Annotated in this window: 18 protein-coding genes; 5 read left to right on the top strand and 13 right to left on the bottom strand. The window is 47.7% G+C overall.

Annotated features, from left to right (window positions below):
• Positions 1–98 precede the first annotated feature (98 nt).
• On the top strand, positions 99–317 hold the full coding sequence (gene infA, locus JK154_RS05320) for a translation initiation factor IF-1 (RefSeq protein ID WP_002211347.1): 219 nt from the start codon (positions 99–101) through the stop codon (positions 315–317).
• Positions 318–477: 160 nt separating this feature from the next.
• Here infA and JK154_RS05315 read toward each other — a convergent pair whose 3' ends face one another.
• The 9 genes from JK154_RS05315 to araC all read right to left on the bottom strand — a co-directional run bounded on the left by JK154_RS05315 (position 478) and on the right by araC (position 10,634).
• The gene (locus tag JK154_RS05315) at positions 478–636 is read right to left on the bottom strand and encodes a hypothetical protein (RefSeq protein ID WP_211991475.1); all 159 of its coding nucleotides are present in this window, start codon (positions 634–636) and stop codon (positions 478–480) included.
• Entirely contained in the window at positions 636–1,652 is a 1,017-nt protein-coding gene (gene yjfF / locus JK154_RS05310; RefSeq protein WP_211991474.1) for a galactofuranose ABC transporter, permease protein YjfF, read from the bottom strand. The genes JK154_RS05315 and yjfF overlap by 1 nt, the downstream gene beginning before the upstream one ends.
• Positions 1,639–2,658: a galactofuranose ABC transporter, ATP-binding protein YtfT gene (gene ytfT, locus JK154_RS05305; RefSeq protein WP_211991473.1), complete on the bottom strand. Its 1,020-nt coding sequence runs from the start codon at positions 2,656–2,658 to the stop codon at positions 1,639–1,641. Before ytfT ends, yjfF begins: the two co-directional genes overlap by 14 nt.
• 10 nt (positions 2,659–2,668) lie before the next feature.
• A complete protein-coding gene (locus tag JK154_RS05300; protein WP_211991472.1) occupies positions 2,669–4,171 on the bottom strand; it encodes a sugar ABC transporter ATP-binding protein in 1,503 nt (500 codons plus the stop codon).
• Positions 4,172–4,220: 49 nt separating this feature from the next.
• The gene (ytfQ, locus tag JK154_RS05295; protein WP_211991471.1) at positions 4,221–5,177 is read right to left on the bottom strand and encodes a galactofuranose ABC transporter, galactofuranose-binding protein YtfQ; all 957 of its coding nucleotides are present in this window, start codon (positions 5,175–5,177) and stop codon (positions 4,221–4,223) included.
• Between the two features lie 511 nt (positions 5,178–5,688).
• Positions 5,689–6,669, bottom strand: a complete 981-nt coding sequence (araH, locus tag JK154_RS05290; RefSeq protein WP_211991470.1) for an L-arabinose ABC transporter permease AraH — start codon at positions 6,667–6,669, stop codon at positions 5,689–5,691.
• 14 nt (positions 6,670–6,683) lie between these two features.
• Positions 6,684–8,207, bottom strand: a complete 1,524-nt coding sequence (gene araG, locus JK154_RS05285) for an L-arabinose ABC transporter ATP-binding protein AraG (RefSeq protein WP_211991469.1) — start codon at positions 8,205–8,207, stop codon at positions 6,684–6,686.
• 67 nt (positions 8,208–8,274) lie between these two features.
• Positions 8,275–9,264, bottom strand: a complete 990-nt coding sequence (locus tag JK154_RS05280; RefSeq protein WP_211991468.1) for an arabinose ABC transporter substrate-binding protein — start codon at positions 9,262–9,264, stop codon at positions 8,275–8,277.
• A 509-nt stretch (positions 9,265–9,773) separates the two neighbouring features.
• Complete coding sequence (gene araC / locus JK154_RS05275; RefSeq protein ID WP_211991467.1) at positions 9,774–10,634, bottom strand: arabinose operon transcriptional regulator AraC; 861 nt, start codon at positions 10,632–10,634, stop codon at positions 9,774–9,776.
• 336 nt (positions 10,635–10,970) lie between these two features.
• Here araC and JK154_RS05270 point away from each other — a divergent pair, with 336 nt between their 5' ends.
• The 3 genes from JK154_RS05270 to araD all read left to right on the top strand — a co-directional run bounded on the left by JK154_RS05270 (position 10,971) and on the right by araD (position 15,056).
• On the top strand, positions 10,971–12,680 hold the full coding sequence (locus JK154_RS05270; protein WP_211991466.1) for a ribulokinase: 1,710 nt from the start codon (positions 10,971–10,973) through the stop codon (positions 12,678–12,680).
• Positions 12,681–12,690: 10 nt separating this feature from the next.
• On the top strand, positions 12,691–14,193 hold the full coding sequence (gene araA, locus JK154_RS05265; protein WP_211991465.1) for an L-arabinose isomerase: 1,503 nt from the start codon (positions 12,691–12,693) through the stop codon (positions 14,191–14,193).
• A gap of 167 nt (positions 14,194–14,360) precedes the next feature.
• Positions 14,361–15,056, top strand: a complete 696-nt coding sequence (araD, locus tag JK154_RS05260) for an L-ribulose-5-phosphate 4-epimerase (protein ID WP_211991464.1) — start codon at positions 14,361–14,363, stop codon at positions 15,054–15,056.
• Positions 15,057–15,166: 110 nt separating this feature from the next.
• Here araD and clpA read toward each other — a convergent pair whose 3' ends face one another.
• Together clpA and clpS are read right to left on the bottom strand one after the other, a co-directional pair.
• Positions 15,167–17,440 (bottom strand): ATP-dependent Clp protease ATP-binding subunit ClpA, encoded by a 2,274-nt coding sequence (gene clpA, locus JK154_RS05255; protein ID WP_211991463.1) that lies wholly within the window; start codon positions 17,438–17,440, stop codon positions 15,167–15,169.
• A 26-nt stretch (positions 17,441–17,466) separates the two neighbouring features.
• Complete coding sequence (gene clpS, locus JK154_RS05250; RefSeq protein ID WP_211991462.1) at positions 17,467–17,787, bottom strand: ATP-dependent Clp protease adapter ClpS; 321 nt, start codon at positions 17,785–17,787, stop codon at positions 17,467–17,469.
• A gap of 308 nt (positions 17,788–18,095) precedes the next feature.
• Between clpS and cspD the strand changes: the two genes are divergently transcribed.
• Positions 18,096–18,317, top strand: coding sequence for a cold shock-like protein CspD (gene cspD / locus JK154_RS05245; protein WP_211991461.1), 222 nt, complete (start codon positions 18,096–18,098; stop codon positions 18,315–18,317).
• 78 nt (positions 18,318–18,395) lie between these two features.
• Here cspD and macB read toward each other — a convergent pair whose 3' ends face one another.
• Together macB and macA are read right to left on the bottom strand one after the other, a co-directional pair.
• Positions 18,396–20,342 (bottom strand): macrolide ABC transporter ATP-binding protein/permease MacB, encoded by a 1,947-nt coding sequence (macB, locus tag JK154_RS05240; RefSeq protein WP_211991460.1) that lies wholly within the window; start codon positions 20,340–20,342, stop codon positions 18,396–18,398.
• Positions 20,339–21,454, bottom strand: coding sequence for a macrolide transporter subunit MacA (macA, locus tag JK154_RS05235; protein WP_211991459.1), 1,116 nt, complete (start codon positions 21,452–21,454; stop codon positions 20,339–20,341). Before macA ends, macB begins: the two co-directional genes overlap by 4 nt.
• Positions 21,455–21,496 lie beyond the last annotated feature (42 nt).

Below are 21,496 nucleotides of genomic sequence, written 5' to 3'. Positions count from 1 at the left end.
CTTTGCTGGTGAATTCACCAACAATTCTTTACATGATAAGAGAACTTCGGCATTATCTTGCCGGTTCAAACTATGGTAGCGATACCTCAGAGGATTAGATGGCCAAAGAAGACAATATTGAAATGCAGGGTACCGTTCTTGATACGTTACCTAACACCATGTTCCGCGTAGAGCTGGAAAACGGGCACGTGGTCACCGCTCACATCTCCGGCAAAATGCGTAAGAACTACATTCGTATTCTAACAGGCGATAAAGTTACCGTTGAGCTGACCCCCTACGACTTGAGCAAAGGCCGCATTGTCTTCCGTAGCCGTTGATCGTATTTCCTGTCGCTACGCTTAACGTGCTGCGATAAGAGCCCAGATTCGAAATAATTCGATTGCGTATATGCCCAGAGTAATTTGAGTTAAGGGAAGACGGCAATGGAGTGTATCCCTGGAGCTTACTTGCGTAAGTGGCCAGGGACTACCAGAGCAATCAGTCAACCTGCGGTTCAAGCATAAGGGTATAGACAGATGATATGGCCTGGCGAATATCACTCAAGTAGTCAGAGTATGGCGGGTATATTAATACTGCCAGTGAGGCTCCCAGGAGTGCCGCAATAGATAATATTGCGGCACTTTTTTTAGTACGCACTATTTACTGTTTTTACCTGCCGGAACAGGCATCGGAGTGACGCGAGTGACTACCGCATTCTGCCTGTTTTCCCAAAGCAGAGTTAACCCTCTTTGTAATGCGATAAAAATAAATAATAAAATACCAATTGCGATTTTGGTCCACCAGGAACTGAGTGTCCCGTCAAAATTAATGTAGGTCTGAATCAGCCCTTGAATTGCCACACCAAATAACGTTCCCAGTACCGTGCCGACACCCCCACTCAGCAACGTGCCACCAATAACAACAGAAGCTATGGCATCCAGCTCAACACCAATGCCCGATAAGGCGTAACCCGCCTGGGTATAAATAGAGAACACAATTCCGGCCAGTGTTGCCAACCCCGTTGACAGCATATATATCCGAATCGTTACACTGCGTGTTGATATCCCCATCAAATTAGCCGACGTCGCACTGCCGCCCAGGGCATAAACCTGATTGCCAAAACGGGTACGATGGGCCAGGAAGATACCTATAACAACGATCCCCAGCATCAATAACCCCAGAATACTCAAACGACCACCACCTGGAATTTTCCATGCCAGTGTCGAAAGTGTGTCATAGATCGGGTTATCAATAGGTATCGACTCTTCAGACATTAAGTAGCTGATCCCCCGGAGGAAAAACATGCCTGCCAGAGTCACAATAAATGCCGGAATTTTAAGCGCATCGATCAATAACCCCATAAATGCGCCAAACATACAGCCCATAACCAAAACAACCGGGAAAGCAATTAATGGAGACATGCCCCATAAGACAATGGCTTTTGCCAGAAATACGCCAGTAAATGCAATCACTGACCCGACAGACAGGTCAATACCCCCTGAAATAATCACAAAGGTCATGCCAACAGCAATAATGCCCAGAAAGGCATTATCTGTAAGAATGTTGCAAATAACGCGTGTCGATGCAAAAGCAGGAAACTGTATCAAGCAATAGATGTAGCCCAGAATAAAAACGCTAATGGTAATAATCAGCGGTAGATTACGTTTTATCATGACTGCACATCCTTTTAATGAAGGAGATAAATCGTGGAGACTGAGCGATAAGCACACACAGCACGACGACAGCCTTAACAACCTGATTCAATTCTGGCTGAAACCCTGACAGCAGGATCCCCGTGTTCATCCCCTGAATAATAAGCGCCCCCACCACTGAAAGTGCTAAGTTAAACCGCCCGCCCATTAATGATGCCCCGCCAATAACGACAGCCAGGATGGCATCCAGTTCTAGCCACAGCCCCGCATTGTTTGCATCTGCCCCACGAATATCAGCCATCACAATAACCCCGGCAATCCCTGCACAGACTCCACTCAATACGTAAGTAAGGCACACCACTGATTGTGTACTTACCCCGGCATTCTTTGCCGCCCGAATATTAATGCCGGTCGCCTCAATGAACATGCCTAATGCGGTTTTACGAATGAACAGCCAGAATATAATCAGGGTAACCAGTGTGATAATTATCGGTGTAGGAAAAAATAAAAATTGTCCACTGCCTATCCAGGCCAGGGAGGGAGAGGTAAAAGTGACAATTTGCCCGGAGGTGATCAACTGTGCAATACCGCGCCCCGCCACCATAAGAATCAAGGTGGCGACAAAGGGCTGAATTTTAAGCACAGAAACCAGTATGCCGTTCCATAACCCGGCCAGGGCACCGACCCCTAAAGCCGCCAATAAAACCACGGGCAAGCTGTATCCCGCTACCGTCATTGATGCCGCTGTCGCACCCGAAATGGCCATAATGGCCCCCACGGAAAGATCGATCCCCCCGGTGGCAATAACGAGCGTCATGCCTATCGCCAGTAGCGCAACCGGGGCGGCGCGGTTCAGAATATCAATCGGGCTGCCGAAGAGCCGACCATCTTGTAAAGTAATATGAAAAAAATGGGTTGAAACCAGACTGTCAGCGATGAGTACCAGCAACAATGCAATGATCTGCGGTGTTCCCTTGGGTAAAGTGAATATCCGGTTATGCAACGCAGAGTGGAAGAAAGTCTTCACATTATTCTCCTCATGCGGCTATGGCATTCATAATGGCGGTAACAGAAAGCGATGCTAAGGGGATCTCGGCAATCTGTTTAAGATCACGCATGACGATAACCCGATCCGCATATCCGACGAGCTCTTCAAGCTCGGATGAAATAACCAACAAGGCCAGCCCGTCAGCACAGAGTGACTCGATCAAACGAATAATTTCAGCATGGGCACCCACATCAATACCTCTGGTGGGTTCATCAAGGATCAAAAACTGTGGCTTGGTCAGTAGCCATCGAGAGAGCAGAACCTTTTGCTGGTTTCCCCCGGATAAAAGTTCTATGGGTTGTTCTGGGGTGGGCGTCCGGATACCTAGCTGTCGAATAAAGCGCTCCGCAATGGCCTGTTGTTCTTTGCGCGCAATAGGTTTTAACCAGCCTCGTTGTGCCTGCAATGCCAGGATAATATTTTCTCTGACAGATGCGGCCCCGATAATACCATCGGTTTTACGGTCTTCAGGGCAAAAACCAATACCCACGTGGGATGCACTGGCAGGGGACCCTATACTAACGAGTTTACCCTTTATCCTGGCGCTACCACTGTCAGCAGGCTTAATACCAAAAATCACCTCTGCAGTTTCTGTGCGCCCTGAGCCTAATAGCCCCGCCAGCCCAACTATTTCCCCGGGTTTAACTTGCAGATCAAATGGATAAACAGTGCCCCTCTTGCCAAAATCTTTAAATTCCGCGACAGGTTTATCGCTCAATAAGGTTCGCCCTGCCCGCTGTAATGCTTTTGTATCAAGCTCACGTCCAAGCATCATTTTGACCAGTTCTATCTGAGGTAAATGTGCCGTTTCATGGCATCCGACAAACATCCCGTTACGCAGTACCGTTATACGGTCACTGACTTCATAAACTTGATCCAGAAAGTGCGTCACAAAAATCAGGCTCACGCCCTGATCCCTCAGTTGACGCATCAGAGTGAATAACATCTCCACTTCTTTGCTGTCCAGGCTGGCGGTAGGTTCGTCAAGAATGAGGACTTTAGCAGAAAGATCAATCGCACGGCAGATAGCAACAATCTGTTGCATCGCAACCGAAAAACGGTTCAGGGGCTCACGAACATCCAGTGAAAAACCGTAATCCTCCATTAATTTCGTTGCCTGTGCTTCCATCTGTTTTCGACAAATGAAACCAAAACGTCGAGGTTCACGCCCAATAAAAAGGTTGTCCGCAATGGACATATTCGGCAACAGATTCACTTCCTGATAAACCGTTCCGATGCCGAGTTTTTGGGCATGGGCCGTGTCACGTGGCGCAATGGTGTGCCCGTCAAGCCAGATTGTCCCGTGACTGGCATGGTACACACCCGTCAGCGTTTTAATCAGTGTTGATTTTCCAGCACCATTTTCCCCGAGCAAGGCCATAATTTCGCCCTTTCGCAGGCTGAAATTGACATTACTCAGCGCATTGACACCGGGAAATAGTTTACTGAGCCCCTCAGTGCGCAGAATCTCGCCATGCTTATCCACCGTCATGTTATTTCCTCTCTACAGAAAGCCCCCTCCTCAGGAGAGGGCTACGTATTTAATACCCCATATTCTTCTTTTTCTTTAATTCTTCTGTAGCGGTATCAGGTAAATGGAGATTTGATTCTGTAATGATGAGTTTTTCAGGTGTGACGTTTTTATCTTTAAATTCCACAAGGGCATCAAAAGCAGGACCAGCCATATTAGGTGTTAATTCAACACTGACATTTGCTTCTTTGTCTAACATTGCTTTATAAATATCAGGAACACCGTCAATTGAACCGGTAAGAATATCTACTCCAGGTTTTAAACCTGCTTCCTTGATAGCCTGAATAGCCCCTATAGCCATATCGTCATTATGTGCGTAGACCATGCAGATATTCTTGCCATTATTTTCAGCTTTAATAAAGCTTTCCATGACCTCTTTCCCTTTACTGCGAGTAAAGTCACCGGACTGAGAGCGAATGATTTTAATATTAGGTGCGTTGGCAATAGCATTCGCGAAGCCTTTTTTACGATCAATCGCGACACTTGCCCCTACAGTTCCTTGTAGTTCAACCACATTACAGGGCTTACCATCCATTGTTTTTATCAGCCATTCACCGATCAGCTTGCCTTCCAGCTCATTATCAGCCCGGACGGTGGTCATATAAAGCGACGGATCTTTCACATCAATTGAACGATCGAGCAGAAATACAGGAATTTCAGCATCTTTTGCCTCTTTTAACACCGGATCCCAGCCCGTTGCCACAATAGGTGCAATGAAAATGGCATCAACGCCCTGGGCGATAAAAGAGCGTACCGCTTTGATCTGATTCTCTTGTTTCTGTTGCGCATCTGCAATTTTTAACGTAATTCCCCGTTTCTGAGCCTCGCTTTTCGCAACACTGGTCTCGGCGGCTCGCCATCCGGATTCAGATCCTACTTGAGAGAACCCTACAGTAAATGGCGCGGCGATAACCATAGATGACATTGCTCCGGATACTGCAGTAACTAACATCAGGCGTTTCCACATAATAAATCCTCATTAAAGATGATTAATATTGGCTCATGCGTATTTGACGAATAAAATGTAAACAATAAAACAAACTAACTGATTGCGTTGTGTCACAAATCAGAAAAGTTAATAACAATTAAATAAGAAACTATTAACTTGTCGGCTAACAAAATCAAAAAATGACTATTTATATGGATTATCATGTCATCATGTATCATTGTTCATATACACTGATATTTCATTCAAACCCTTTCTGCTAATTAAAAACATTATCAAAGGTATATTATGGCTGTCAGTTACTGATCAAATGATAATTAAACATCAAACGCATGAATATTTAATAACATTATTCTTCGCCAGAGAAATTCATTCATCATATGATAAAGGCCTCTATTTTTACCCTATCCTCCCAGCTAATCACGTCATACGCCGTAAGAAAAAACCGGGGCGGGTACAGAGTGCATGAACCTATTGGGTGAAGCCTGAGCAATAATGACCTGGAACTAAAGTCACTTTGCTGAAATACGCGCTAAATGGCCTGTTTTGCTTTCTGCTTGTACCTGTCAAAAATAACCGCAGCAAGGAGGATCAAGCCACGTACAACATACTGGGAAAAAGGTGAAATATTGAGCAAGTTCATTGCATTTTCAACCGTGCCAAGAATAAGTACCCCGGCAACAACATAGGATATTTTGCCAATCCCACCTTTTAGTGACACGCCCCCCAGCACACAGGCAGAAATCACAATCAGCTCATAACCAATAGAGGTCATTGGCTGCCCACTGGTCATGCGCGAGGCAAGAATGATCCCTGCAGCTGCCGCAACCAGCCCGGACAGAACAAAAATGATAATTTTGGTGCGTACCACCGGGACACCCGCCAGTCTGGCGGCTTCTTCATTACCACCAATGGCTAAGGTATTACGACCAAAGGTCGTTTTATTCAGCAAGAAACCGAAGACTATCAGGCAGGCAACCGTCAACCAAATGGGAGCAGGTAGCCCTAGCCAGTTAGCATAGCCCAGGGCAAAAAAACGTTCGTCTTCAATCCCTACAGCTTTGCCATCAGAGATGATATAAGCCAATCCACGCACGATTTGCATCGTCGCCAGTGTGGTAATTAACGCATTAATTTTTAAACGTGCAATCACAAAACCATTCACAAGCCCACTCAACATGCCCAGCAATAGTCCTGCGGATATACCAATCCACAAGCTTTCTGTCATATTGATAACCACCGCAGTGGTCACACCTGCACAAGCGATAACGGAGGCAACAGAGAGGTCAAAATCTCCTGATGCCAGGCAAAATAACATGCCACATGCCACCATTCCCGACATAGAAACAGCCAGACCGAGCCCTTTGATATTCACAAAGGAGGCAAAATTAGGCACAAAAATTGCGCAAACAATAAACAATACGGCAAAGACGACCAGCATACCGTAGTTATCCCAGATACGGCTGAAGCTGAAGACGGATTTACGGCTAACCGAGGTCGATAATGTAGACATTTTCTGCTCCTTAATCATACTACTGGCTCACTTTTTTTCGGCATCGCAAGGCTCAGAGCCTGCTGCTCGGTACCCTGGGAATGTAACAATTCACCGGCTATTTCCCCTTCACGCATGACAATAATACGGTCTGCAAGGCCGAGGACTTCAGGCAGATCGCTTGAGGCAAATAACACCGCAATACCCTGCTTCGCCAGTTCGTAAATAACGTTATAAATCTCGTGTTTAGCCCCAACATCAATCCCCCGGGTAGGCTCATCCAGTAAAATGACTTTCATCTCCTCCGACAACCAGCGGCCTAAAATCGCTTTTTGCTGATTTCCCCCGGATAAATTCATGATCAACTGTTCCGCTGAGGGAGTTTTAATATTCAGTGCCCGTATATGTTTATCTGCATTATCCGTTTCCCATTGGTTATTAATGCAGAACCCCGCGAGGATAGACTTTCTCCTGGCGCTGATATTGATATTGTCGCGTACTGAATGGACGGGAATAATGCCGTCCGCTTTGCGATCTTCCGGGCATAGCATCATTCCTGCATGGATGGAATCTGCCGGTTTGGTAATATTGACGATGCGGCCATCAATATAAACTTTCCCTCCTGTAATACGTGTGCCGCCAAATAGCCCTTTCATTAATTCGCTTCTTCCGGCGCCCACTAAACCAAACAAGCCGACTATTTCACCACTTCTGACACTGAGTGAGATGGGAGTACGTACCCCTGGCGCTTTTACATTTTCGAGTCTCAGACGTTCAGCACCCTGTTCCCGTGGTTGCCAGCCATAGATATCCCCTATATCACGCCCCACCATTGCCTGTACCAGCCGGTCATGATCGACCTGTTCCATATTGTCGAATGTTTTTACATAGCGCCCGTCTTTGAACACCGTAATAGCATCACTGAGGGCAAAAATTTCCTCCATACGGTGTGAGACATAAATAATGACGCGCCCTTCGCTACGCAGCTCACGAATCACACGGAAAAGATTGTCAATTTCCCGCCGCGACAGTGAACTGGTGGGCTCATCGAATGCGATGACCTTCGCATTACGCGCCAGAGCTTTCGCAATTTCCACCATCTGCCACTGGCCAATGGACAGGTACTTGAGGGGCGTTTCTGGATCAATGTCTAGCCCTAAATGTTCAAGCTGTAAACGAGCCTCATCATTCAGCACAGAGTGATTAACTACCCCGCCCTTGTGCGGAATCTGCCCAAGGTAGATATTTTCAGCCACCGTCATTTCAGGGATCAAATGCAATTCCTGATAAATAATCGCCACACCAGCGTTAAGTGCTGCGGGCGTATCAGCAAATGTTACCTCTTCCCCACGCAGAATGAGGGAGCCCTGTGTGGGCGAGTAGTTGCCACTAAGAATTTTTAGCAGGGTAGATTTCCCAGCACCGTTTTCACCCATCAGGGCATGGATTTGCCCGGCATAGCAGTCAAAACTAATATCCTGCAATGCTTTTACGCCCGGGAAAGTTTTGCCAATACCGCGAAATGAAAGATACGGTGTGTGGGGGGATTGCTGTTGCATAATGCCTCCAAATTTAAGCCATCGGCGGGGATTCACCCCCCCGCCGGCCCAACCGTTAATCTGAACCCTACTTACCACCCAGCCCTTTCTTCGCCAGCTCTTCTTTAAAGTTGTCCCGGGTTATCAATACCACGTCTGTCACTTCGGTGAATTTCGGCGGTTCGACTCCTTTTGTTACCCAGTCATAGAGCATTTCACTGCTTTTATAACCATGTACATCCGGGCTTGGCAGCAGAGAACCGTAGAAACCGGTAGCCTGACCTTTAGAAAGCTCACTTACCGCATCCACACCATTAATGCCAATCCCGACAACATCAGGTGCCTTAAATCCCTGGCCTTCTGTCGCGCGAACACCGCCCAGCACCGTGTTATCATTCATGCCCACAATCAGCCAGTGTTTCACCTCAGGGTGCTGCACCAGCATCGAGTTGGCGGCATCGAACGCTCCGGGGATATCATTTGATTTGGTAGGGACTTTATAGATCTGTTTTTCCGGGAATCCTGCAGTTTTCAATGCATCCATCGCACCTGATGTACGACGCCTGGCAGTATCCAGCTCATCTGCGGTGATCGCCATGACGGCGGTGTCTTTCACATCCCAGCCACGTTTTTGCATCTCTTTATACAATTCCAGCCCCTGACGCTCACCTATTTTCGTGGCTGCCATCATCACTAATGGCACCGTGTCCATCGGTTTGCCTTTGGCTGTAACAAATTGATCGTCTACGGCGATGACTTTCATGCCATAACTATTGGCTTTAGCAAAAATGGCGGAACCGAGTTTGGGGTCAGGTGTACAAATTACAAAACCTTTTGCACCACTTGCTGCCAGGCTATCGATCGCATTGAGTGTTTTTTCTCCATCAGGCACCGCTATTTTAATCACTTCAAATCCAAGATCTTTCCCTGCTTTATCGGCAAATTTCCATTCAGTCTGGAACCAAGGTTCCTCCGGTTGTTTGACCAAAAAACCGAGCTTCATCGTTTCTGCAATAGCGGATTGTGACATAACAGCGGTCAGGCCAATAACCGCCAGCGCTTTAGTAAATTTGTGCATGGCATGCTCCAGCTTATTTTTAGATGTCTTAAAGTAAGTTCGATTCAAAACAATACGTTAGCACTTATGACAATAAGTACATGTGCTGGAGATAGTTTTAACGGAAAATTATTCGTCCATATTTGAGCAAAGTCACATGGATGAAATACAGTAATTCAGTGCATGAATTCAGCGATTATTGCCATAAAAAAAATATTAATAATTGATAAATAAGTTACGTCCTGATTGAATAGTCCATATGACCAGCAGTTTCAACACGTCGCGGGCTATAAATTCAACTCAGAAAATAAAAATATCAAAAAAAGATGAGTTATATCCTGAAAAAAATAACATGATCTCTGATTGATAACCCCTTTATTCCTTATTTTATATATGGGTATAAACGTGGGGCTATTTTTTAACATTGAAATTTGATGCAATAATTTTTGCAACCCACAGGCCTGTTCAGAGAGAATGCCTGGTGAGTAAGGGCTGCCAGTGTCACTGTAGCCCGAACACAGCTCGCATCACTACGCACCACAGGAAGATTCATTCCCCGCACGGAATTCACTGGGACTGGCCCCAGTAGACTTTTTAAACACCCGGGAAAAATAGAGCTGATCTTCAAAACCCACATTCCTTCCAACACTGGCAATGGGCATACGTGTAGTGCTAAGTAGCAATTTTGCCTGACTGATACGCTGATCTTCACGCCAGCTAAGAATACTGACCCCCAGCTGCTGGCGAAAAAGATGAGAAAGACGCGATGCAGAAAGGCAGACATGCTGGGCCACACGGCCGATGTCAAAATCACTGTCTGCCAGGTGCTCACTAATATAATGGCAGGCATCCCGCACACGGCTATCCATCGGAGGATGCAGGGTGGCATTTAACATCTCCATACGACGTAACAATAACTGTTCAAGCAGGTTAATCGCCAGTAACTCGGCATAGCGTCCTTTCGCCTGGCCTGCATCAATAATCTGCTGAAAAAAATGGAAAAAATCATCTATTCGCTGTTCTTCAGGGCGATAAAATCCTGTCTGGGCAAAGATAAGATCCCAGTTTAACCACTCCTGCCAATAGGCCCGGGGACGAAAATAGACCCATTGGTGATACCACTCTTTACTTTGTGGCACTCGCCCATAGTGATGAATCTCTCCAGGCGGGAACAACAAGATATCTCCTGGCTTACAGATAAAACTCTGATCCTGGTTATTAATAATACCTTCCCCACGAATGGTGAGATTAAGAATATATCCTTTCATTCCGAGGGGACGATCAATAAAAAAATCCAGTGGTCCGTCCGCTTCTATTGGTGTTAATCCGGCAACGAGATGGGCATTAAATGAGTAGCCCGGTAATAAAGGGTCGTTCTGTATCTCAGCCATATTAGGGTTCGCTCTTGAAGAGAAATAGAAACAATTTGTCCATATCCACTTTGTGCACTGCTGCGGGATACAATAAAAAATCAGAAACACCTTTATTTCACCATAATACCGTGATTCATCTATTACGGTGCTTCATCACGAATATAACGACACTGTGAAAGGATAATTAGTTTTACTATATTATCGGCGAATAAATCCATATCGAATATTTGCACAACATCACAGTTTCTTTATTAACAGCAATTTCATCCATAAGTTCAGCGGATCACGCCTGACTCTTTTTAGCTACAAAACTTACTGTCATGACATGTCTGTTTACTGTGCTGGAGTATAAACATGTCAATTGCGCTGGGTCTCGATTTTGGCAGTGATTCTGTAAGGGCATTAGCCGTTGATTGCCAAAATGGTACTGAACTGGCTGCCAGTGTGGAGTGGTATCCCCGCTGGAAAGAAGGACGCTACTGTGATGCTGTTAATAACCAATTTCGCCATCATCCCCTGGACTATATTGAGTCCATGGAACGCGCTCTGGTTTCAGTACTGTTATCCCTTTCTAACGAACAGCGAGCCACCATTTGCGGCATTGGTGTGGACAGTACAGGGTCAACACCCGCGCCGGTAGATAAAAACGGTAATGTGCTGGCCCTTAATCCAGAATTCATTGATAACCCGAATGCGATGTTTGTCTTATGGAAAGACCATACTTCGGTCGAGGAAGCAGAGGAGATAACCCGCCTGTGCCACCAGCCAGATAAGACGGATTACTCTCGTTATATTGGGGGGATCTATTCCAGTGAGTGGTTCTGGGCAAAAATTTTACATATTACTCGCACAGATGCCCGTGTTGCAGAAGCCACCGCGTCATGGATTGAACTCTGTGACTGGATCCCCGCCCTGCTTTCCGGCACAACCCGGCCCCAAGATATTCGCCGTGGGCGCTGTAGTGCCGGGCATAAAAGCTTATGGCATGAAAGCTGGGGTGGATTACCCCCAGCCTCTTTCTTTGATGATCTTGACCCCTTAATTAACCAACATCTCAGCTACCCACTCTTCACTGACACCTGGACTGCGGATATTCCTGTGGGTCACCTGAGTTCAGAATGGGCAACACGTTTAGGGCTGCCTGAGAATGTGATTATTTCTGGTGGTGCCTTTGATTGCCATATGGGTGCCGTAGGGGCCGGTGCACAGCCAAATACTCTGGTGAAGGTTATCGGCACATCAACCTGTGACATTCTGATTGCGGATCCGCTCACCGTCGGTGATCGGGCAATCAAAGGGATTTGTGGACAAGTGGATGGCAGTGTTATCCCCGAGTTCATCGGACTGGAGGCGGGTCAGTCAGCCTTTGGTGATATTTATGCCTGGTTTAGCCATATACTTTGCTGGCCACTGGATCAACTACGACTTCAGCATCCAGAACTCACTGAACAGATCAACCTCAGTAAAAAAAACTTACTGCCTGCCTTGACTGAAGCCTGGGCAAAAAATCCTTCGCTGGATAATTTACCTGTAGTGCTCGACTGGTTTAACGGGCGCCGCACCCCCAATGCTAATCAGCGTCTGAAAGGCGTGATTACCGATTTAACCCTCGCAACCGATGCGCCAGCACTCTTCGGGGGACTCATTGCCGCGACAGCCTTTGGGGCGAGAGCCATTATGGAGTGTTTCACTGAGCAGGATATCCCCGTCACCAATGTCATCACGCTTGGGGGTATTGCACGAAAATCCCCCACCATTATGCAAATCTGCTGTGACGTTCTGAATCGCCCGGTACAGATAGCCGCCTCTGATCAGTGTTGTGCCCTGGGTGCGGCGATATTTGCGGCGGTTGCTGCTGGCAAGTATGCCGATATTTCCGCGGCGCAGAAAGTAATGGCCTGCCAAATCGAGCAAACCCTGCAGCCGGATCCCCTGCGCGCCCAACATTTTGAATGGCTCTATCGCCGTTACCAGCAATGGGCCGTCAGTGCCGAGCAACACTATCTCCCTTCACTTCCTGCATTTTCTGCCAACGCAGACGATCAGGCCGTGTCTGCCCTTTAAGGATAAAACCATGAATATTTTTAATCAGTATGAAGTGTGGTTCGTGATTGGTAGCCAGCATCTGTATGGCCCGGAAACACTGCATCAGGTTAATGTGCATGCCCAGCAAGTGGTAAACGCTCTGAATACCGAAGCGAATTTACCCTGCAAGTTGGTATTGAAGCCACTGGGTACACGTCCTGATGAAATCACCGCCATCTGCCGGGATGCCAGCCACGATGAAAAATGTGCTGGGTTTATTGTCTGGTTGCATACCTTTTCTCCCGCGAAAATGTGGATCAATGGTCTGACGATCCTGACAAAGCCGTTATTACAGTTTCATACCCAGTTCAATGCCCAAATTCCCTGGAACAGCATTGATATGGATTTTATGAACCTGAATCAGACCGCCCATGGCGGGCGAGAGTTTGGCTTTATTGGTGCCAGAATGCGCCAGCAACACAGCGTGGTAACCGGTCACTGGCAGGATCACCATGCTCACCAACGTATAGGGGCATGGATGCGTCAGGCTATTTCCGTGCAGGACACACGTCACCTGAAAGTGGCGCGGTTCGGGGATAACATGCGAGAAGTCGCCGTCACCGACGGGGACAAAGTGGCCGCCCAGATTAAATTCGGTTTTTCTGTTAATACTTGGGCCGTGGGCGACTTGGTTCAGGTGGTGAACGCTGTCAGCGAGGGGGAAATTAATGCACTGGTTGATGAATATGAATCCTGTTATCGCCTGACTCCCGCCGCCCGGATTAACGGGGATAAACGCCAGAATGTGCTGGATGCTGCCCGCATAGAATTGGGGATGGAGCGTTTCCTGCGGGAGGGAGGCTTCCATGCGTTTACCACGACCTTTGAAGATCTGCATGGATTAAAACAACTCCCCGGCCTCGCAGTACAACGTCTTATGCAAAAAGGATATGGATTTGCCGGGGAAGGTGACTGGAAAACAGCAGCATTGCTGCGCATCATGAAAGTGATGTCAACCGGCCTGCCTGGTGGCACCTCTTTTATGGAGGACTATACCTATAACTTTGAGACCGGCAACGATATTGTGCTGGGCTCCCATATGCTGGAAGTCTGCCCCTCTATTGCCACCGATGAGAAACCACTACTGGATGTACAGTTCCTGGGGATCGGCGGTAAAGCCGATCCTGCCCGCCTGATTTTTGCAACTAAAACAGGGCCCGCAGTGAACGCCAGTCTTATTGATCTGGGGGATCGCTTCCGTCTGCTGGTGAACTGTATCGATGCGGTAGAAATGCCGCACGCGCTACCGAGACTGCCTGTGGCAAATGCCCTGTGGAAAGCACAGCCTGACCTACCCACAGCTTCTGAAGCCTGGATCCTGGCCGGTGGAGCACACCACACGGTTTTCAGCCAGTCACTGAACCTCGATGACATGCGGCTCTTTGCTGAGTTACACGATATTGAGATTGCCGTCATTGACAATGAGACACACCTGCCTCAGTTCAAAGATGCCCTGCGCTGGAATGAAATCTATTACGGCTTTAAGCGTTAGCCAAATATCCTCTGTTAAACAGGGGATACAGTGCGATGGCAACCTGAGATCAGCACGGAATAACGAGAGTTACCACAAAGAGAGGAAGACTCCCGTTATTTCTCTCTTTGTTCATACACTGAAGCTCCTCCCTGAGAGAGGCTTCGTTTTACCTTGCGGAGAAAATCATGCTTGAACACCTAAAACAGCAGGTTCTTGAAGCCAACCAGGCGCTGCCTGGACACCATCTTGTCACTCTGACATGGGGGAATGTGAGTGCTGTTGACCGCGAGCATGGGGTGCTTATCATCAAACCCTCTGGGGTCGACTATAAGACGATGAAGGCTGAAGATCTGGTAGTGGTCTGCCTTGAAACAGGAAAGGTCGTCGAGGGTACCAATAAACCCTCCTCAGACACACCCACCCATCGCTTGTTGTACCTTCGTTTTCCACATATCGGGGGGATCGTTCATACCCATTCTCGCCATGCCACTATTTGGGCCCAGGCCGGGCAATCCATACCTGCGACCGGGACAACCCAGGCGGACTATTTTTATGGGGCGATCCCTTGTACCCGTAAAATGACAGACGATGAAATTAACGGGGAATATGAGTGGCAAACCGGCGAACTTATTGCCAGCCTGTTTCAGGATAATGGACTGGATGCGATGCAAATACCCGGTGTTTTAGTCCATTCACATGGGCCTTTCGCCTGGGGAGTCAGTGCCGAAGATGCCGTGCATAATGCCATTGTCATGGAGGAAGTTGCGTACATGGGGATCTTCTGCCGCCAGCTAAACCCTGAGCTTCCTTCAATGCAGCAGACACTACTCGATAAACACTACCTCCGTAAACACGGGGCAAAAGCCTATTACGGGCAATAGTATCCTGGACGGGATAACATCCCCCCCTTAAAACCAATAAAAAAGCCGCAACGGAGGAATATCCGCTGCGGCTTATCAGTACAGGTATTCGCCTGCACCATTATTGCCTATTAATGGGCAATTTCAGGCTTGTGCTTCTGAGCACTCACAAAATGATAGGTTAATTGCTGCTGTTTCTTATCCAGTTTCACCGTCACCTGCCCGCCTTCAACCAGACTGCCAAATAGCAGCTCATTAGCCAGGGGTTTTTTCAGGTAGTCCTGAACCACACGTGTCATAGGTCGAGCACCCATGGCACGGTCATACCCCTTTTCTGCCAGCCAGTTACGCGCTTCCTGACTCACTTCCAGGGAGACGCCTTTCTGATCCAGCTGAACCTGAAGCTCAACAATAAACTTATCAACAACCTGTTGAATCACTTCACTGGAAAGGTGATTAAACCAAATGATGTTGTCCAGTCGGTTACGAAACTCTGGTGTGAAGACCTTTTTGATCTCTTCCATGGCATCAGTACTGTTGTCCTGATGAATAAGACCAATTGATTTACGCTCTGTTTCTCGTACCCCGGCATTGGTGGTCATCACCAGGATCACATTACGGAAATCAGCCTTACGACCATTGTTGTCCGTCAGGGTCCCATTATCCATAACCTGCAATAGCAGGTTAAAGACATCCGGGTGGGCTTTTTCTATTTCATCAAGTAAAAGCACTGAATGGGGATGTTTGATCACCGCATCAGTTAACAACCCGCCCTGGTCAAAACCGACATAGCCAGGAGGCGCACCAAGCAAACGGCTTACAGTATGACGTTCCATATACTCTGACATATCAAAACGCAGTAACTCGATACCCAGAGATTTGGCAAGCTGTACCGTAACCTCTGTCTTACCTACCCCGGTAGGCCCTGCAAACAGGAATGACCCCACTGGTTTATTCTCATGCCCCAGTCCTGCACGGCTCATCTTAATCGCTTCAGTCAAAGCCTCTATCGCTTTGTCTTGACCGAATACCAGCATTTTAAGACGATCACCTAATACTTTCAGCGTATCGCGATCACTGGCAGAAACACTCTTCTCAGGAATACGGGCAATCCGGGCCACCACGGTTTCAATGTCTGAGACATTTACGGTTTTCTTGCGCTTACTCACTGGCACCAGACGGCTACGGGCCCCGGCTTCATCAATAACATCTATTGCCTTGTCAGGCAGATGACGGTCATTGATATATTTAACGGCCAGCTCCACCGCCGCACGAATGGCTTTCGCACTGTAACGCACATCATGGTGAGCCTCATATTTTGGCTTCAGACCATTGATAATTTGAACCGTTTCTTCAACCGTAGGCTCTGTCACATCTATCTTCTGAAAACGACGGGCCAGTGCCCTGTCTTTTTCAAAGATATTGCTGAATTCCTGATAGGTTGTAGAGCCAATGACACGGATTTTACCACTGGAAAGCAGGGGTTTTATCAGGTTAGCGGCATCAACCTGGCCACCGGAAGCGGCGCCGGCCCCGATGATCGTGTGAATTTCATCAATGAACAGAATACTGTTTTTATCCTGTTCCAGCTGTTTAAGCAGCGCTTTAAAACGCTTCTCAAAGTCACCACGATATTTCGTGCCCGCTAACAGAGAACCGATATCCAGTGAATAGAGTGTGCAGTCCGCAATGATGTCAGGCACACTTCCCTGAACAATTCTCCATGCCAGGCCTTCAGCAATCGCTGTTTTACCAACACCAGATTCCCCCACCAGTAGTGGGTTGTTTTTGCGGCGGCGGCACAACACTTGAATCGTGCGTTCAAGTTCTTTATCGCGCCCAATCAGCGGATCGATCCCCCCGACACGAGCCAGTTGGTTGAGGTTGGTGGTGAAATTCTCGATACGTTCTTCGCCACCAGCAGGCTCCTCACTGACGGGATTTTCATGCCCGGAAGCCTGATCCGATTCATTTTTACGGGTGCCGTGTGAAAGAAAATTCACCACATCAAGACGGCTGACTTCATACTTACGCAATAAGTAGGCCGCTTGTGATTCCTGTTCACTAAAAATAGCGACCAGGACGTTGGCTCCTGACACTTCATTGTGTCCGGAAGACTGAACATGGAATACTGCGCGTTGCAAAACGCGCTGGAAACTAAGCGTGGGCTGTGTTTCACGATCATCCTGGCTTTCAGGTAACACAGGCGTCGTTTGTTCGATAAACGTCTCCAGCTCTTGTCGCAAGGCGAGAAGATCTACCGAACAGGCTTCAAGGGCTTCACGTGCCGATGGGTTACTCAGCAATGCCAGTAACAGGTGCTCGACAGTCATAAACTCATGCCGACGCTCACGCGCTCTGGCGAAAGCCATATTTAAACTGAGTTCCAGTTCCTGGTTGAGCATAGACACCTCCCCAAATATTGCCTGTTTCAGGCCTTTTCAAGCGTACATAACAAAGGGAACTCATTGTCCTTCGCATACTGATTCACCAATGCGACTTTGGTTTCTGCTACTTCTGCGGTAAAAATGCCGCAGACAGCTCTCCCTTGATAGTGAACCGTGAGCATCAATTGCGTCGCACGCTCTACATCATAAGAAAAGAACTTTTGCAACACGTCAACCACAAAATCCATTGGCGTGTAATCATCGTTCAATAAAATGACTTTATACATAGACGGCGGCCGCAATTCTTCACCTAATTTATCTTTTGCTACCAAGTCTACTTTTAACCAGTCTTTCGTCTTACCCATTCCAGATCTTCATCATTTGTTGAAGCCCGATAGCAATACCAGGCAAAGTTTAATATGGAGTTTACTACGCTTTAAACAAGACATCGCCGGGTAAATATTTTGTTTTCCCTCTCCCATCCCCCTCCTTTGTCTCATTTAACCAATAGCGTTAACTGATTCAAACTTTGGGACATTTAACCGATAACGACACTTGACGCAGTATACTATTTGTTCACATAGTAGCACATTGAGTAAGTCATTTTTTGAACAACTTATTCGTGAGTTAATTCATTCCTCTCTCTATTACGTCTTATGAAGGATGCAGAAGTATGGGAACGGGTACCGTTAAATGGTTCAATAATTCTAAAGGGTTTGGGTTTATCAGCCCGGAAGATGGCGGTGAGGATATCTTCGCTCACTATTCTACCATTCAGATGAATGGATACAGAACGCTAAAAGCAGGACAGGCTGTTAAATTTGACGTCCACCAGGGGCCGAAAGGAAATCATGCAAGCCTGGTCATCCCTATAACGACAGAAGCTATTGCCTGACACTTTTCTTCGCCCCGCTGCCGGGTACGACAGGACGGCACAGAGGAAGACATGCCCCCTGTGTCATCCATTAGTCAGTTACTCCCTTGCCAGGGCATCAATGGGATTCAGGCGGGCAGCATTACGCGCAGGAAGCCAGCCAAACAAGACACCGATGGCCGTTGAGCAACCAAATGCCGTCAGTAACGCCAGCAATGAAAAACCAATCTGCCAGCCTGGTAAAAAATATTGTAACGTTACGGCGACCAGCAAAGAGAACACAATGCCCAGTGTCCCCCCGACTAAACAAACCAGCACAGCCTCAATTAAAAACTGCTGCAGTACATCACTGGCCCGGGCTCCCACTGCCATGCGGATACCGATCTCTTTGGTTCGTTCAGTGACCGAAACGAGCATAATGTTCATCACACCAATGCCCCCAACCAACAGGGAAATAACCGCCACCAGCGTTAAGAACATTTGTAATGTGCGTGTGGTCTTCTCTGCCGTTTTCAACAAGCCATCCATGTTGTACGTGAAGAAATCTTGCTGCCCGTGGCGTAAATTAAGAAGTCGGCTAAGTTGCTGCTCCGCTTCATGGCTGTCATACCCATCTTTCACCCGTACGGTGATGGAGTTAAGCCAGTTCTGCCCCATTACCCGATTTGCCATCGTGTCATAAGGCAGCCAGACGCGTAAAACTTTGCTGCTGCCAAACATGGACTGCTTCTCACTGGCAACACCAATCACGGTGGCGGGAACGTTGCCAACCAGAATAACTTCACCGACCACTTGCGTTTTATTTGGAAATAACTGGCGCTTACTGTTCTCATCCAGCACCACGACCTGAGCCCGTTCAGTATTTTGATCGTGGCTGAACCCCGAGCCCTGGTTAATTATCATGCCATAAACATTAAAGTAGTCACCACTCACCCCGCTGACACTGGCAGCCACATCAACATTGCCATAGCGTAATCGGAGATTACTGGAAATTGATGCAGTTGCAGAGCTCACCCAGGGCTGTTTAATAATCGCCGCCAAATCCCCCTCTTTTAGTGCCTGTCGATATTTGGGATCATCGTCCCCAAAATCTTTACCGGGATAGACGTCTATCGTATTGGTACCTATCGCCCGAATGTCAGCCAGTACTAACTCTTTTGCCGCGTCACCGATCACAACGATTGATACAACAGAAGCGATACCAATAATGATACCCAGCATGGTGAGCAGGGTACGCATTTTATTTGCGGCTAACGCCAGCCAGGCCATACTTAATGCTTCCAGAAAACGACTGACGACTTGCTGAAATGATGAGTTTTCCGCCAGCACAGGTTTTGCACTAAAAGAGGTCTCCGGCGATATCTGGGGGGGCGGATTACGAAGAATTTCCCCGTCGCGTATTTCAATAACGCGCTGGGCCTGGGCAGCAACGGCAGGATCATGGGTAACAATGATAACCGTATGCCCCTGCTGGCATAGCTGCTTAAGCGTCGCCATCACTTCTTCGCCTGAATGGCTGTCCAGAGCGCCGGTTGGTTCATCAGCCAGAATAACCTGGCCGCCATTCATCAGCGCCCGGGCAATGCTGACGCGCTGCTGCTGGCCCCCTGACAGCTGTGAAGGACGATACTCGACTCTTTCCCCTAACCCCAGCCGAGTGAGTAACTCTTTCGCCCGCTGTTTGCGCTGACTCCGTGTTGTCCCAATATAAACCGCCGGCACTTCGACATTTTGCGAAGCATTAAGGTGTGACAACAAATGGTAACGCTGAAAGATAAAACCAAAATGTTCCCGTCGCAGGGTCGCCAGCTCATCCTCGTCTAAGGTTGCCGTATCAATCCCGGCAACCTTGTAGCTACCACTGCTGGGCTTATCAAGACAGCCAAGAATATTCATTAAAGTCGACTTGCCCGAACCCGAAGCCCCGACAATGGCCACCATTTCACCCGCTTCGATATTAAGAGTGATGCCTTTTAATACCTCAATTTGCCCTTCACCAGAAGGATAACTACGACGGATGTCCTTCAGCTCGAGTAAGGCACTCATTGCTCGCCCCCATCACTGAGTCGGCCTGTCACGACTTCTTCCCCCTCTTCAAGGCCCTTAATAATCTGCACCTGGGTATCGTTACGGGTGCCTATAGTGACCTCCCGGACTTTCGTTTCACCATTACGTAATACAGTCACGTTATAACGATTTTCGCCGACAGGCTCCCCTAATGCAGCGACGGGAATAGTAATAATATCTTTGATTTCAGCGAGCTGAATATGCACCTGGGCGGTCATATCGAGACGTAATAAACCATTCGGGTTCGGCACTTCAAAACGCGCATTGTAGAAAATGGCTTCATTCACTTTCTCTGGGGTGGGTAAAATATCCTTAATCACCCCCTCATAGCGTGTTGTCTGGTCTCCCAGCACGGTAAACCACGCTTTCAAGCCCGGTTTGATGCGTATTACATCGGCTTCAGAGACCTGTGCTTTCACCAGCATCGTACCTAAGTCAGCAAGGGTGAGAATATTCGGGGCTTGCTGGGCCGCTATCACTGTTTGCCCCTGCAAGGTCGTTATCTGGGTCACTTCCCCGCCCATTGGCGCAACAATGCGCGTAAATTCGAGGTTGGTTTGTGCGCTACTCAATGTCGCCTGATTACGCTTAATCTGGGCATCAATGGTCGCAATCTGGGCTTGTTTAACCGCCAAATCTGTTGTTGCAATATCCAAATCCTGGCGAGAAATGAGCTGAGTTTTAGCCAGTGCCTGCTGACGCATAAGTGTCTGTTTCGCCAGCTGGCTTTCTGCCACGGCTTGCTGACGTTGAGCCCGTAATTCCATTAAGGTGGCATCCACCTCTTTAATTTGGTTTTCAGCCTGTTCGGGGTCAATAACGCCCAAAAGCTGATCTTTTTTTACTTTGTCACCAATACTGACCGACAGTGTTTGTAACTGCCCACTCGCCTGAGCCCCCACATCAACTTTCCGTAATGCGTCCAGCTTGCCTGTGGCCAGAACGTTCTGCTGCAACACGCCTTTATGCACGATCAGCGTTTGATACTGAGGAGTAGGTTTATTCAGTACTGACCAGAGCCAGAAGATCCCTATGCCAACTAACAAAAGTAACAGCCAGTAGATTTTTTTAAAATTTTTCTTATTTTTCATAATGTTCCTTTTAACACCTTGGGCATTAAACGTGCTAATTAA

It is taken from the genome of Citrobacter sp. JGM124, assembly GCF_018257795.1.
Taxonomy (GTDB): domain Bacteria; phylum Pseudomonadota; class Gammaproteobacteria; order Enterobacterales; family Enterobacteriaceae; genus JGM124.
Note: the sequence above shows the minus strand (reverse complement) of the source record. Positions and strands in the feature narration are given on the sequence as shown.